The 14,285-nt window shown below is 48.4% G+C and carries 15 protein-coding genes; 8 read left to right on the forward strand and 7 right to left on the reverse strand.

Features of this window, described 5'->3' with window-relative positions:
- Positions 1 to 306 precede the first annotated feature (306 nt).
- From NK662_RS22890 to NK662_RS22910, 5 genes are all read left to right on the forward strand, one after another.
- A complete protein-coding gene (locus NK662_RS22890) occupies positions 307 to 474 on the forward strand; it encodes a hypothetical protein (protein WP_254761295.1) in 168 nt (55 codons plus the stop codon).
- 1 nt (position 475) lies between these two features.
- Entirely contained in the window at positions 476 to 1,876 is a 1,401-nt protein-coding gene (locus tag NK662_RS22895; protein WP_279665702.1) for a recombinase family protein, read from the forward strand.
- On the forward strand, positions 1,873 to 3,336 hold the full coding sequence (locus tag NK662_RS22900) for a recombinase family protein (RefSeq protein ID WP_254761296.1): 1,464 nt from the start codon (positions 1,873 to 1,875) through the stop codon (positions 3,334 to 3,336). Before NK662_RS22895 ends, NK662_RS22900 begins: the two co-directional genes overlap by 4 nt.
- Positions 3,337 to 3,567: 231 nt before the next feature.
- A complete protein-coding gene (locus NK662_RS22905; RefSeq protein ID WP_254761297.1) occupies positions 3,568 to 3,807 on the forward strand; it encodes a helix-turn-helix domain-containing protein in 240 nt (79 codons plus the stop codon).
- A 97-nt stretch (positions 3,808 to 3,904) separates the two neighbouring features.
- Complete coding sequence (locus NK662_RS22910) at positions 3,905 to 5,113, forward strand: site-specific integrase (RefSeq protein WP_254761298.1); 1,209 nt, start codon at positions 3,905 to 3,907, stop codon at positions 5,111 to 5,113.
- A gap of 86 nt (positions 5,114 to 5,199) precedes the next feature.
- Here NK662_RS22910 and groL read toward each other — a convergent pair whose 3' ends face one another.
- Positions 5,200 to 6,831, reverse strand: a complete 1,632-nt coding sequence (groL, locus tag NK662_RS22915) for a chaperonin GroEL (RefSeq protein ID WP_254761299.1) — start codon at positions 6,829 to 6,831, stop codon at positions 5,200 to 5,202.
- Positions 6,832 to 6,868: 37 nt separating this feature from the next.
- Entirely contained in the window at positions 6,869 to 7,153 is a 285-nt protein-coding gene (gene groES, locus NK662_RS22920) for a co-chaperone GroES (protein WP_254761300.1), read from the reverse strand.
- Between the two features lie 309 nt (positions 7,154 to 7,462).
- On the opposite strand from groES, the gene NK662_RS22925 reads away from it, so the two are divergent.
- Positions 7,463 to 8,200, forward strand: coding sequence for a CPBP family intramembrane glutamic endopeptidase (locus NK662_RS22925; RefSeq protein WP_254761301.1), 738 nt, complete (start codon positions 7,463 to 7,465; stop codon positions 8,198 to 8,200).
- Positions 8,201 to 8,202: 2 nt separating this feature from the next.
- A complete protein-coding gene (locus tag NK662_RS22930; RefSeq protein ID WP_254761302.1) occupies positions 8,203 to 8,400 on the forward strand; it encodes a YdiK family protein in 198 nt (65 codons plus the stop codon).
- A 24-nt stretch (positions 8,401 to 8,424) separates the two neighbouring features.
- On the opposite strand, the gene NK662_RS22935 is transcribed toward NK662_RS22930, so the two are convergent.
- Entirely contained in the window at positions 8,425 to 9,054 is a 630-nt protein-coding gene (locus NK662_RS22935) for a redox-sensing transcriptional repressor Rex (RefSeq protein WP_254761303.1), read from the reverse strand.
- Between the two features lie 185 nt (positions 9,055 to 9,239).
- Here NK662_RS22935 and abc-f point away from each other — a divergent pair, with 185 nt between their 5' ends.
- Positions 9,240 to 11,162, forward strand: coding sequence for a ribosomal protection-like ABC-F family protein (gene abc-f, locus NK662_RS22940; protein WP_368736086.1), 1,923 nt, complete (start codon positions 9,240 to 9,242; stop codon positions 11,160 to 11,162).
- Between the two features lie 252 nt (positions 11,163 to 11,414).
- Here the strand turns inward: abc-f and tsaD are convergent, their stop codons facing one another.
- From tsaD to tsaE, 4 genes are read right to left on the reverse strand one after another with little or no spacing between them, the layout of a single operon-like run.
- The gene (gene tsaD, locus NK662_RS22945; protein ID WP_254761304.1) at positions 11,415 to 12,431 is read right to left on the reverse strand and encodes a tRNA (adenosine(37)-N6)-threonylcarbamoyltransferase complex transferase subunit TsaD; all 1,017 of its coding nucleotides are present in this window, start codon (positions 12,429 to 12,431) and stop codon (positions 11,415 to 11,417) included.
- Positions 12,431 to 12,880 (reverse strand): ribosomal protein S18-alanine N-acetyltransferase, encoded by a 450-nt coding sequence (gene rimI / locus NK662_RS22950; RefSeq protein WP_254761305.1) that lies wholly within the window; start codon positions 12,878 to 12,880, stop codon positions 12,431 to 12,433. Before rimI ends, tsaD begins: the two co-directional genes overlap by 1 nt.
- A complete protein-coding gene (tsaB, locus tag NK662_RS22955; protein WP_254761306.1) occupies positions 12,877 to 13,581 on the reverse strand; it encodes a tRNA (adenosine(37)-N6)-threonylcarbamoyltransferase complex dimerization subunit type 1 TsaB in 705 nt (234 codons plus the stop codon). The genes rimI and tsaB overlap by 4 nt, the downstream gene beginning before the upstream one ends.
- On the reverse strand, positions 13,562 to 14,035 hold the full coding sequence (tsaE, locus tag NK662_RS22960; RefSeq protein WP_254761307.1) for a tRNA (adenosine(37)-N6)-threonylcarbamoyltransferase complex ATPase subunit type 1 TsaE: 474 nt from the start codon (positions 14,033 to 14,035) through the stop codon (positions 13,562 to 13,564). Before tsaE ends, tsaB begins: the two co-directional genes overlap by 20 nt.
- Positions 14,036 to 14,285: the final 250 nt, after the last annotated feature.

Below are 14,285 nucleotides of genomic sequence, written 5' to 3' on the forward strand. Positions count from 1 at the left end.
GACGACACGCTCCTCAGGTTAGTAAGTATAGTGTACTAGCCCTGATACGAGTTGTCTAACTAAGTGTAGACCATCCAAAGCTTCACCCACTACCAACAAAAAAGAAAACAGCAACATGAACCAAAGCAATATCAAGACTGACTTCCCTGGTTCTAAGAAGGGAATTATCCGAGTGTTCATTAAGCACACCCCACAAGAAGACTCAGCGCAGCTGCACTTTCACTTCCCAGAAGAGGAGTCGGAGCAGAGCTAAACGTATAAAATACACCTCCGCCCGTCAAAGCTGATAGGACGGAGGTGAGAAGGATGAAGAAACGTGTGAGATTACAGACTGCTCCGCAGACCAATACAGCGACAAACCTATGGCTTCAGCATTTGGTCAGCCGCATGGTTGTGGAGCAGCTACAGCTACCGCCGCGCTTAAAGGCAAAGCTGCTGTACGATACGCTACCAAGACAAGAACGGAGTGAATGAAATGGAACAGAAGAAGCTGCATGTATTCTTCCGGCGCGTAAGTACTGCCGGACAGGATTTAGAGATGCAGATTACGGCAGATGCCCCTTTTCGAGAGAGGCTGCTGCCAGAGGAAGTATACGTGATTGATGAGTTTGCTGTGTCAGCAAACAAGAAAAGCACAGAGGAACGGCCTCAAATGCTAGAGCTAATCTCGCTGATTCAACAAGGCAAGGTTAGCACAGTTTATGCCTTTGACCGGACGCGCCTATTCCGAAACTACTACGATGGCATGGAATTTCAGGATGTCTGCAGACACCATGACGTCAGCCTTGTATATACCTCAAGCGGCCAGGGGCATGTGCAAGCTACAGACAGTACATTCCTAGAAGGCGTGCTGCTCATGTTCAGCAACATTGAAGGCCAAAATATTGCCCGCCGGACAAATGAGGTACAGCGACGTTGTCCGCCTAAAAAGCTTGGGTACACAAAGGTCTCAGAATCAAAGCAATATGTGAAACATCCAGACAAAATGGCAACGGTACAGGCATACTTCTCTGCGCTAGAAAATGTCCGCACAGTAGAAGATTTGTCTCGTACGCTAAAGGAGTTCCGAAAAAAGCTGAGCCGCACAGATGAGCTTCTGCTTAAGGTGTCCCATGACCCTTTCTATGCCGGCTACGATCTGCACCAAGGAGAGGTTTCTCTACCTTATGTAGAACCGTATCTCACTCTGGAGCAATTTAAGAATCTGCAGACCACATTGGAGCCTTTACGCAATGAGTATGTTAACCAGATTCAACAGCTCAAAAAGCAAGATGTAATAGAGCCGCTTTGTGGTTACTGCCGACAGCCCTTACGTTACCGTATCAATAAGCTGAACAGCACTGCTTACTATTCTTGTTCTCGAAAGCATGCAAAATTATGTATCTCAGCTGCAGACATTCAGGGCGCGATTAAAACAGCTTTGACTGAAATCATTAACAAGCTGGATGGCAAACGGATGCTTCAGCAGTCGCAGCAGCAACTCAAGCAAATCCGCCAGACTGTCGAGAAGGAACTGCAATCCCTTGAAAAGGAGATGACAGAGATTCGACGAGAGCTGCTGTATCAGGACGACTATGACAGCAATTGGAGCGACCACCCAAAGTATAAGAAGATAGCTCGGCTGCGGGAAGAAAAGAACAAATTGCTGCAGGATTTAGATGCACGGGAGCAGTCGCTACAAGAGAACAAGCAAATTGTCACGCAGCTCGACACGTACTTGTCAGGGCATCTCGAGGAGAATGCCAGCTTACTGGCTCTCATGTTTATAGAGCATATCTTTGTTTATAGGGATATTGTTGATTTTGAGGTAGCGAAATTTGACTATCTGCAGGATATTAACGAGGAACTAACTTATATAGGAGGAGAGGCAATTTGAATACAGCATTTGGCTACATTAGACGCTCATCCTATAAACAGCTAGAGAATAATAGCGTAGAGCTGCAAAAGGCACGCATCAAGGAATTTGCGGAACGGAAAGGGCTTATTGTGCCTGATGAGTTTATCTTCATTGAAGATGCCACAAGTGCTTTTTCTAAACGGGCCAGCCAACGTAAAGAGTTGATGCGGCTCAAGCACAGGATGTTGGAGAGCAATATTCCACACGTCATTTTCAGTGAAATCTCCCGGATGGACCGTACAGCTTACACCTTTGTTCAGGATTTCTACTTGCCGCTTTCAAAACACATGCCTGATTTGGCGGTCTATACGACAGATGCAGACCACCCTTGGGACCCTAGCGATCCAAAGGTGCAGCTAGCACTGCTATTGTTTCGTCAGGAATCTGAGATTAAATCAGAGCGCGCATTAGGATGTCTGATGAGTGATTTGGAAAATGAAACAGTGAAACGCCCTGGCTCTGCTATTCCCTATGGCTACGACCAGAAGAATAAACAGCTTGTGCCTAACTGCGCAGCTGACGTTGTGACATTCATCTTCTTTCTTCACAGCTGGGGAATTTCTATAAACAAGATTGCCTCCACATTGAATGAGGCAGCTATTCCCTCCCCTAACGGCGGCACTTGGAGAACCAGTACTATTGAAAATATCTTAAAGAACCCAGCTTATACGGGACAAATTGTGTGGGAGGTCCGAAAAGGCAAAAAGAAGGACACCTACACCTTTGACCATTCGCATGAAGCATTGGTGGACCGTTTTCTGTTGCATCTGATTGACACAAACCTGAAGCTGCAGAAAGAATATGGCCGCTTAGAGACACCATTCCTGTTTTTAAATAAGCTGGTTTGCCAGCAGTGCCATAGTGCCTTGGAGACACAGAACGGCTCTACAAAACGGAACGGAAAGAAATATGTGTATCAAGATTATGTCTGCAAGGGCTGCGGCTACAAGCTGGAGATGAACGAGGTTCACTCGTCCCTCCTTCCAAGAGTACTGCGGCATGTACAAGATATGACCGTAAGTGAACAAGTAAAAGAAAGAACGGTGCAGTATCTTGCGACTGTTGAACAAGCCTTGGAAGAAGCTATTTCCAATTGTGAGAGTGACCTTGACAAACTAGATCGTAAAGGTTGTATTGCAAGAGAACAAAATGACCGTGAGTTTGCGTTCCTTGTGATGGATGAGCAAAAGCGAGTCCTTCACTTAAAGAGCTCTTACGAACACAGTCAGGATGTTCTGGCAGACCTGCACGAGGCCATTCAGTCAGATATGTTTTTCACTCGCTTCGACCACCTGCTTGAGAGCCAGTTGGACAATGCAGAGACACGCTTAATTGTTTTGTACTTTGTAGATGAAATTCAGGTAGCGCCGCAACGGCCAGCCCAAATTATTTTTCAGGAGAATCCACTCCAGCACCTTGTGGCTTCTCCCAATGGATAAATTCCAGAACACTTTGTACAAGTCTTCGGATGAACTGCCGAACTGAATCTACAGCCCCACTACCAATGGGGTTGAGATTGAAATGAATCCCTTGCTATCAAGGGATTTTCAAAGAAGCTGTTCGGTAGTTTATCCAGAATGGTATACCAATACGGACAAAGTACAGAAAAACATTACTAGTATGGACAAAGAACAGAAATATATACAAACAACCATTTGGAGGGGTTTACTTTGAGTACAACAAAACAATTTACAACTTGGGAGTCTCTGCCCGATGCACTAACAGCGGCACACATTGCCGAGTTCCTTGGCATTTCAAGAAAGACGGTTTACGAACTATTCAAGCTGGATGTACAGCATGGCGGCATCCCTAACTTTGAAATTGGTGCTTCAAAGCGCGTAGAGAAAGCAGACTTGGAGATGTGGATTGCCGAGCAGAAACAAAAGAAAAGCTCCAGCCGCGCAGTGTAATGGTAGTAAATAGATTAAACGTATTCACACTGTAAGCAGTGGCAATAATAGATAACCATTGCGAAGACATTCCAACAAGAAAAGAGGTTTGAGGAACATGAAAGGACATTTTCACCGAAGAGGCTGCATCTGCAAGAAGAAGCGCTGCACCTGTGGATCTACTTGGACCTTCGTGATCGACATCGGTATAGATCCTATCACTGGTCGAAGAAAACAAAAAACGAAAGGAGGATTTCGTACAAAGCAAGAAGCCGAAGCTGCAGCTACTGAACTCATACATGAGCTCAACCAAGGCACATATGTACAAGAAACAAATGTCATCTTCCAAGACTTCGCAAGCGAGTGGCTTTTGATGTACAGCGAGAAAAACAACGTAAAACCTGGCACAACTCGGATTAGGCAGCATGAAATCAACAAGCTGATGCCGTATTTTGCTCTCCTAAAGCTAAAGGATGTTACAGCCAAGCGTTATCAGGATGCTTTGAATGACTTAAAAGAGAAAGGTTACGCTGATAACACGTTAGACGGTATCCACCGCACGGGCAGAATGATCTTCAAGAAAGCCATTGAAATGCGGCTCATTAAGAACGATCCAACGGAGTTTGCTTACCTGAAGAAAGACAGGAAAACGATTGAGGAATTAGAGGAGCAAGAACTTCCAAAATATATGGAGAAGGAAGAGCTGGCTTTACTCTTGCAAACAGCTGCTCAAAAAGGTTTAGATTTAGATTATCTCATCTTTCTCACCCTTTCCTACACAGGAATGCGCGCTGGTGAACTGGTAGCCCTGAAGTGGAGAGATATCGACTTCGAGGAACACACCATTAGTATTACAAAAACGTACTACAACCCGACGAACAACACGTTGGAATATCAATTGGTAACGCCTAAGACGAGAAAATCCAAGCGGGCCATTGTAGTAGATGAAAAAGTCATTGCGGCTCTCAAGAAGCACATGCTAGAGCAGAAGAAAGTACAGGAGCACTACGGTGAAGCATATCTCGATGAAGGATTCATTTTTGCCAAGAAAGAGAAACAGCCTGGCTACCCGATCTTCATTAAGACCGTAGAAAACAGAATGGCACGGCTGCTGAAACTAGCTGGCTTGAGTCCAGAGCTTACGCCTCACTCTCTGCGCCACACACATACATCGTTATTAGCAGAAGCAAAGGTTGGCTTGGAAGAGATCATGGATCGCTTAGGCCACTGCGACGACGAGACAACCAAGAACGTCTATCTGCACGTAACGAAAGAAATGAAAAAAGAGGCCTCCCACAAGTTTGCACAACTCATGAGAAACCTCTAATTTTAGGAGAGAAATGTTAGCAAAATGTTAGCATTGCACTCCCCTCTTACATAAAACCCTCATGTATCAAGGGGTTTGGGCACTGATTACATCATGCCGCCCATACCGCCCATGCCGCCCATGTCAGGCATGCCTGCAGCACCGGCTGGTTCTGGCTTGTCAGCTACGACAGCTTCTGTAGTCAGGAACATAGCCGCTACGGATGCTGCGTTTTGCAGGGCAGAGCGTGTTACCTTAGTAGGGTCCACGATACCTGCTTCGATCATGTTCACCCATACGCCAGTTGCCGCGTTGAAGCCAGTGCCGACTGCTTCGTGCTTCAGGCGCTCTACGACTACGGAGCCTTCGAGGCCAGCGTTTGTAGCGATTGTGCGAACTGGCTCTTCCAGTGCGCGAAGAACGATGCTCACACCTGTTGCTTCGTCGCCGGATGCTTCAATCGCAGCTACCTTTGTATATACGTTCATCAGCGCAGTACCGCCGCCCGCGACGATGCCTTCTTCTACTGCAGCGCGAGTAGAGTTCAGAGCATCTTCAATGCGCAGCTTGCGCTCTTTCAGTTCTGTTTCTGTTGCAGCGCCAACCTTGATGACTGCTACGCCGCCTGCCAGCTTCGCCAGACGCTCCTGCAGCTTCTCACGGTCGAACTCGGAAGTTGTTTCTTCCAGCTGGGAACGGATTTGGTTGATGCGTCCATCAATGGCATCTGCACTTCCGTTGCCTTCTACGATTGTTGTGTTTTCTTTTGTCACGACAACCTTCGCAGCACGGCCAAGGGATGCGATTGTTGCGGACTTCAGTTCACGGCCCAGCTCTTCTGTGATGACTTCGCCGCCTGTCAGCGCTGCGATGTCTTCCAGCATAGCCTTACGGCGGTCGCCGAAGCCAGGAGCCTTAACAGCCACTGCAGTGAATGTGCCGCGCAGCTTGTTCACTACCAATGTAGCCAGCGCTTCGCCTTCTACATCTTCAGAGATCAGCAGAAGCGGACGGCCTTGCTGGACAACCTGCTCCAGGACAGGAAGGATTTCTTGAATGCTGGAAATCTTCTTGTCTGTGATCAGGATGTATGGGTTGTCAAGAACAGCTTCCATCTTCTCGGAATCTGTAATCATGTAAGGAGATGCATATCCGCGGTCGAACTGCATACCTTCTACTACGTCCAGCTCAGTTGTGAAGCCCTTGGATTCTTCCAAAGTGATAACGCCGTCGTTGCCAACGCGCTCCATTGCTTCTGCAATCAGTTGGCCTACTTCTTCGTCAGCTGCGGAGATTGCCGCTACTTGCGCGATGGAAGCTTTGCCTTCGATTGGCTTGGAGATTGCCTTCAGCTCTTCTACAGCAACTGTAACCGCGCGCTCGATGCCCTTGCGGATACCCATTGGGTTTGCGCCGGCTGTTACGTTCTTCAGGCCTTCACGGATCATGGCTTGTGCCAGAACTGTCGCAGTCGTCGTTCCGTCCCCTGCCACATCGTTCGTCTTGCTTGCCACTTCTGCAACAAGCTTTGCACCCATGTTCTCGAATGCATCTTCCAGCTCGATCTCCTTCGCAATGGTTACGCCGTCGTTTGTGATAAGAGGAGAACCGAACTTCTTCTCAAGCACCACGTTGCGTCCCTTTGGTCCAAGTGTTACCTTTACTGCATCTGCCAGAACGTCTACACCGCGAAGCATAGAGCGGCGTGCGTCTTCACTGAACTTAATATCCTTTGCCATGTTTCTTGACCTCCTCAAAATTTGTAATCTATAAACGTTAACCGATAACTGCTAAAATATCGCTCTCGCGCAGGATCAGATATTCTGCACCTTCGTACTTCACTTCAGTGCCGGCATACTTTGAGAAAATAATCAGGTCGCCTACTGCTACTTCTAGAGCTACACGCTCACCGTTCTCAAGAACGCGTCCTGTGCCAACTGCAACAACCTTTCCTTCTTGCGGCTTTTCCTTCGCAGTGTCAGGAAGAACAATTCCGCTTGCAGTCTTCTGCTCTGCTTGAACCAGCTCAATTACCACGCGATCACCTAATGGCTTCAGCATGAAAACAACCTCCTCAATTTTGTATGTAGGTTTCTTATTATTAGCACTCGACTTCAACGAGTGCTAACACACTTATTATGATAATGAATCCTTTTCGCTTTTGCAAGTAAAAAAACCATAAATTTTGGGAAAAAACCCATGGCTGCACGGCTCCTGTTTGCCACCTATCAGTATGGCCCCGGGCTGCATAGAACATACCTTTCGCATTGTGTGTTACAATGATAGGGATTGCATACTTAGCTTGTTTTCTCCACAAAGACGCGTTTTCCCTGTAGAAGCACGAAAAATTACACAAAAAGGAGTTTTCATGTGAAAAACCGTTACGCTTGGGTTATCATAACGTATATCACAATGCAGCTCTCAAGTATTATCGGAGTGCCCCTTCTGTTTAAGCTCGGCTTAATTGATAGAGCATTGCCGGCTTCGCAAAAGCTGAATGTGGCAACCGGCTATTGGGCGATTTTCAGCTTCTTTGCCGCCCTGCTGGTCATGCTTTGGCTGCTGCGCGGAGATATTCGGGACCGCCGCCTGGACCGGGCCCGCTCCAGCGTTCCTGCGACGATTGCCTGGATAGCGGGCGGGGTCGTGCTTGCCCTGATGGCACAAAGCATTGCCGCCAACATCGAAATGCGGCTGTTCGGCATTGACCCGGGCTCACAGAATACCGAGGATCTGGTGCAGATTGCGCGGACCATTCCGGCGTTCATCCTTGTGACCTCGATTCTTGGTCCTATTATGGAAGAGATTGTGTTCCGAAAGATTTTGTTCGGCACCCTCTATCAGCGCTACAACTTTCTCGTAGGCGCTGTGCTCAGCTCTCTCATCTTCGCGGCCGTCCATTTTGATTTTCAGCACCTGTTGATTTATACATCTATGGGGCTTGTGTTTGCTTTTCTATACGTTCAAACCCGCAGACTTATCGTGCCGATTATGGCCCATGTCCTGATGAACACATTTGTCATTCTGGTCAATGTCTTATTTTCCGATGAAATCCAACGGATGATGCGGGAGGCGGAGAAGCTGCAGTCCTTTATTGGAGGCTTTTAATTATGCGCGGTTCACCCCGTTTCATGGCAGTCCTGTATTTTTTGCTCGGCTGCGTGTTTACCTATTTGGCGACTGACAGCATTAAGACGAGTGTATGGGAATTCTATCCCCTGCTCCTCATTGTTATGGCCACATTTGACTTCGGCTTGGCCATCCGGCTGCTGTTCTTCCGCAGGCCGGCCAACCGGCCCTCAAAATAAAAAAACGCGATTGCTCGCGTTTTTTTATTTTGGATAATGCTTGAGAAAATACACCAGTGTTTGCAATTCCACCGCCAAATCAATATGATGGATGCGGATATGCTCCGGCACGTTGATGCGGGCCGGGGTGAAATTCAGGATTCCTTCAATGGCTGTCGTTGCCAGCCGGTCTGTGACTGCCTGGGCAACGTGGGAAGGCACAGTCAGAATGGCCAGCTTCACATTTTCCGGAAGCTCCTTCTCCATATCATCCAAATGATAGATGGGCACTCCGGAGATTTTTGTCCCAATTTTGCTCTCATCCACATCAAAGGCAATCTCAATTTTGGTGTTATTGTTCTTGGTAAAGTTATAGTTTAAGAACGCTGTCCCAAGATTCCCTACACCGATTAAGGCGACGCTGATCAGATCATCCTGATCGAGGGTTTGGCGGAAGAAGGACAGCAGATAATTGACGTTATAGCCATATCCCTTCTTTCCTAAAGCGCCAAAATACGAGAAGTCCCGGCGGATTGTAGCTGAATCTACTTTAACAGCCTCACTCAGTTCGGCAGACGATACACGCTGTTTTCCAGACAACGACAAATTTTTAATAAAACGATAGTATAAGGGCAATCTCTTGGCCGTTGCCTGCGGAATTTTCGGTTGATTCATAAATATTCCCTCCTCTCAACCTAACTGTATGCGTTTACATTTCAGTTATAGAAGTTTATTCATATAAAGCTTTCCCTGTATAATAGAAGGAGAAATGTCCTTTAACACCAATATACACTATTTTGAGTTATATTGAAAAACATTAAATTTCATGCGAGTCATGATAACTATATGAGGTGAACATTGTGATTTTATTGCAGGTGAACGGTTTAACAAAGCTGTTCGGGGCGGATACCGTCTTATCGAATATTAAATTGGAGGTGCAGACACGCGATCGGATTGCGCTTGTAGGCCGGAATGGGGCGGGGAAATCAACGCTTCTGAAAATTATTGCGGGCGAAATGTCTCACGATGGCGGAGAGATTATGAAGCCGAAGGATGTGACCATCGGCTACTTGGCACAGAACACGGGGCTGGAAACCTCCTCCCCCATCTGGGATGAGATGCTGACAGTGTTCACAGACCTGCGGAATATGGAACGGGAGCTGCGCAGGCTGGAGCAGGAGATGGGCCGGGAAGAGGTCTTCTCAAATGAATCGCGCTATAACAAGCTGCTGGCGGAATATGACCGTCTGCAGCAGACCTATAAAGACCGCGGCGGCTATCAATATGAGGCTGATACCCGCTCTATTTTAAGCGGATTGGGCTTTCCGGCGGAAACCCATCAAACGCTGATTTCCACGCTGAGCGGCGGCCAGAAAACACGGCTGGCACTTGGAAAAATGCTGTTGATCAAGCCGGATTTATTAATCCTGGATGAGCCGACCAACCATCTGGATATCGAAACGCTGACCTGGCTGGAGCAATATTTGCAGGGCTATCCGGGCGCCATTCTGATTGTGTCCCACGACCGCTACTTCCTGGATAAGGTTGTTACGCAGGTATACGAAATTTCCAACACGCAAAGCCGGCGGTTTACCGGCAACTACAGCAAGTACCTGGAGCAAAAGGCCGCTTTCTACGAGCAGGAAATGAAGCGCTATGAAAAGCAGCAAGAAGAGGTGGCCAAGCTGCAGGACTTTGTGCAGCGCAACATTGCCCGCGCATCCACTACGAAGCGGGCACAAAGCCGGCGGAAGCAGCTGGAGCGCATGGAATTAATGGACAGGCCGGCGGGCGATGAGAAAGCCGCTTCCTTCCACTTTGATATTGACCGGCAAAGCGGCAATGATGTGCTGAAGGTGCGGGATGTCAGCATTGGCTATCATGGCGCTCCCGTCATTGAGCATATCAGCATGAGCTTGACGCGCGGTGACAGCGTCGCACTTGTGGGGCCAAACGGGATTGGCAAGTCCACGCTGCTGAAATCCATCATTGATAAGCTGGAGCTGCTTCATGGAACGATCTCCTTTGGTTCAAATGTATCGCTCGGCTATTATGATCAGGAGCAGGCAAACCTGACCTCCGCCAAGCGGGTGCTGAATGAGATGTGGGATGAGTTTCCGCTGCATCCGGAGAAGGACATCCGGACTCTCTTGGGTAACTTCCTGTTCTCAGGTGACGACGTACTGAAGCCTGTTTCCTCGCTGAGCGGCGGCGAAAAGGCACGGGTTGCGCTCGCCAAGCTGATGATGCAGAAATCCAACCTGCTGATTTTGGATGAGCCGACCAACCACCTGGACCTGAGCAGCAAGGAGATTTTGGAGAATGCCTTAATTGACTTCCCCGGGACATTGCTGTTCGTATCCCATGACCGTTATTTCATTAACCGTGTCGCCACAAAGGTGATGGAGCTTTCTGCTGATGGAGCGGTTGAATATTTGGGGGATTACGACTACTATGTTGCGAAGAAGGCGGAAATGCTGGAGCGCGCGCAGCTGGAAGAGCAAAATGCACCGATTGTCCAGGCAAAGGCTCCTGCAGAGAAGCAAAGCTATCAGGAGGAGAAAGAGCGCAAGAAGCTGGAGCGGCAGCGGTCCCGTAAAATTGAAGAGATTGAAACAGCCATTATGGAGCTGGAGGAGCAAATTGCGGCTCTGGAGGAGCTGCTTTGCCAGCCCGAGGTGTTCCAGGACTACGAGCAGGTACAAAAAATTACAGAAGAAAAGCAACAGCTGCAGACACAGCTGGAATCGCAAATGGAGCAATGGGAGGAGCTGCACGCTTAGTCCTTTCATCAGAAAAGGTGCTTTCAGAAGATTGTCGAATGATCTTCCGAAAGCACCTTTTTTTCTGTGTATAAACGGTTTATCCACAGATGAATTTGTAGAAACACCACTATTTATGCACTTCTCCACAAAGTTTTCCACATAATCCACACAAATGGAATGACTTTTCTCGACAGATATTCACATAAAATAAAACTTTACTCACAGCTTACAGCCGCTTATCCACATAAAAATGTGGAATTTGTGGATAACTTAACAACTTAAGTCCAAACCCGGATTAGCATTCAGCGCTAGATCAGAACGCTTGCCCTTTTGAAAGGCAATTGTCCCTGCAGCTGCAATCATCGCGGCATTGTCTGTACACAGAGACAGTGGCGGAATGACAAGCTCAATATCCGGCTTCTCCTGAAATGCCTGCTCCAAGCGTGCCCGCAAGCCCTTATTGGCCGCCACTCCGCCTGCCAGCAGCACCTGCTTCACATCATATTCCTCCGCAGCCCGCATGGTTTTGGTCACCAGCACGTCAACTACACTGCTCTGGAAGCTCGCCGCCAGGTTCACCGGCTCAATCGTCTCGCCCCGCTGCTTTGCATTATGAATGGTATTAATGACTGCAGATTTCAAGCCGCTGAAGCTGAAATCATAGGAATCCGGCTCCAGCCAGGCGCGCGGCAAATCAATGGTGGCCTCTCCCTCATGCGCCATACGGTCGATATGGGGCCCGCCTGGATACGGCAGGGACAAGGTTCTTGCCACTTTATCGTATGCTTCTCCGGCGGCATCGTCTCTTGTTTCCCCAATGACTTCAAAGGAACCGTGCTCCTGCATATATACAAGCTCTGTGTGCCCTCCTGAGACCACGAGGGACAGCAATGGAAACTTCATTTCTGTCACGAGACGATTTGCATAAATGTGGCCGGCGATATGATGCACACCGACAAGCGGAATGCCATGGGCAAAAGCCAGCGCCTTAGCCGCATTTACCCCGATTAACAGAGCCCCAACCAATCCGGGTCCTTCTGTCACCGCAATCGCATCTACATCTTCTATTGCAATTTCTGCTTTTGCCAGTGCTTCTTCGATGACAAGCGTAATTTGCTCCACATGATGCCGGGACGCGATTTCCGGAACTACGCCGCCGAAGCGCTTATGGCTTTCAATTTGGGATGCCACAACATTTGAGAGAATGTCCCGGCCATTTTTTATAACCGCAGCTGCGGTTTCGTCACAGCTTGTTTCAATTCCAAGCACAATGATATCTTTTTCCATTATAAGTTCACCCACATTACAAGAGCATCTTCATAGTTATCTGTATAATAGCGTTTGCGTATACCGCCATTTAAAAACCCAAGCTTCCGGTACAGCCCCTGGGCAGTCGTGTTGGACACACGCACCTCCAAAGTAGCCGTACGGGCCCCCGCCTCCCGGGCCTGCCGCAATGCTTCCGTCAGCAGCAGTTCTCCCAAGCCTTTTCCGCGAAATGCCGGCAAAACGGCAATGTTCGTAATGTGGCATTCATCCAGAACCAGCCACATGCCGCAATAGCCGATAATGGCCCCGTCTTCCTCCATCACAACATATCTTGCGTATTCATTCATGGAGAGCTCGCGTTCAAAGGCTTCTGCTGTCCAAGGAATGGCAAATGAGGCTTTCTCAATCTCCATAATCTGCTCTATATCCTGATACTCCATCTCCCTGAAGGCGACCGCGGCATTCATTTTTGCAGCCCCTGTCCCTGGCTGGCAAGCCAGTTTGCTTCTGCCTCGGCCAAGCGGATGTAGTTCGGCACAAAGCTGTGTATGTCCTCATCCGGCTTCTGCAGCCCCAGCACCGCCAGTTCACCGGCTCTTGGGTTATAGCGGGAGATTGGCGCGAATACAGCCTGCTCCCCCAGCTCCTGTTCAATGACCTCACGATGCAGCGGAACATCACTGCCAACGAATAAGACGGGCTGTCCCAGCTCTTTCAGCTGCTGCAGCCAATCAGTAATAATCAGAATCGTGTCCGGCTTTACAGACTGCAATGCTCCGGCTTCATCCTTATATAACCCTGTGTAGACCTGCTGGCGGCGGGCATCAAAAAGCGGACAAATATAGCCAGGGAAAAACAGGCCATTTGCCGCCAACGCTTCCAGGCTGGATACACCTGTGATGGGAATCTGCAGCGACCACGCCAGCGTTTTGGCAACCGTCACTCCGATCCGCACGCCCGTATAGGAACCCGGACCGTCTGCCACCACAATCTTTTGCAGCTCCTTTGGTTTCATGCCGCACTCTTGTAAAAGCTGTTCAATGGCCGGCATCAGGCGCACAGAATGATTTTTCTTCAGATTTGTTGTCAATTCTCCGAGCACCATTTGTCCATCCAATACAGCAATGCTCATTGTATAGTTAGAGGTATCAATAGCCAATACTTTCATGATTGAAAAGCTCCTTACATAGTTCAATATACCGTTCCCCGACAGGCTGCAGCACCATTTTGCGATTGCCGTCCCCTTCATGAAACAGACTGATTTTCAGCACCTGCTCCGGCAGGTAATCTTGAATTAAATGCGCCCATTCCACAACCGTCACGCCATTTCCATAGAAATACTCATCAAACCCCAGATCCTCATCGCTTTCTTCCAAGCGGTAGACATCCATATGGTATAGAGGGATGCGTCCCTTATACTCCTTAATAATATTGAAGGTAGGACTATTCACAACGCGCTTGACGCCCAATCCCTTGGCCAATCCCTTTGTAAAAGTTGTCTTTCCTGCTCCGAGATCCCCTTCCAACAGCAGAACATCCTGCTCCTGTACAAGCTTGCCCAGCAGTTCGGCAATCTGTATGGTTTCTTCGGGAGAGGATGTGTGTGTTTCAAATACTGCCACAGCTGATTCACCGCCCCATTCATCTTATCCCTATTATATCCCGTTCCGCAGCCTTTGAACGGCCAGGCGGCACGCAGAATTGATCCTATAAAAAAAACCTTAGGCGCCTGTCCTAAGGTGTATGTTCATATGTATAGACACAAAAATACGAAACAACTGTTTCGTCCTGTGTAAAAGTGGCGGTCCCGACCGGGATCGAACCGGCGATCTCCTGCGTGACAGGCAGGCATGTTAACCGCTACACCACGGG

Source organism: Ectobacillus ponti (assembly GCF_024294785.1).
GTDB classification, from domain to species: domain Bacteria; phylum Bacillota; class Bacilli; order Bacillales; family Bacillaceae_G; genus Ectobacillus; species Ectobacillus ponti.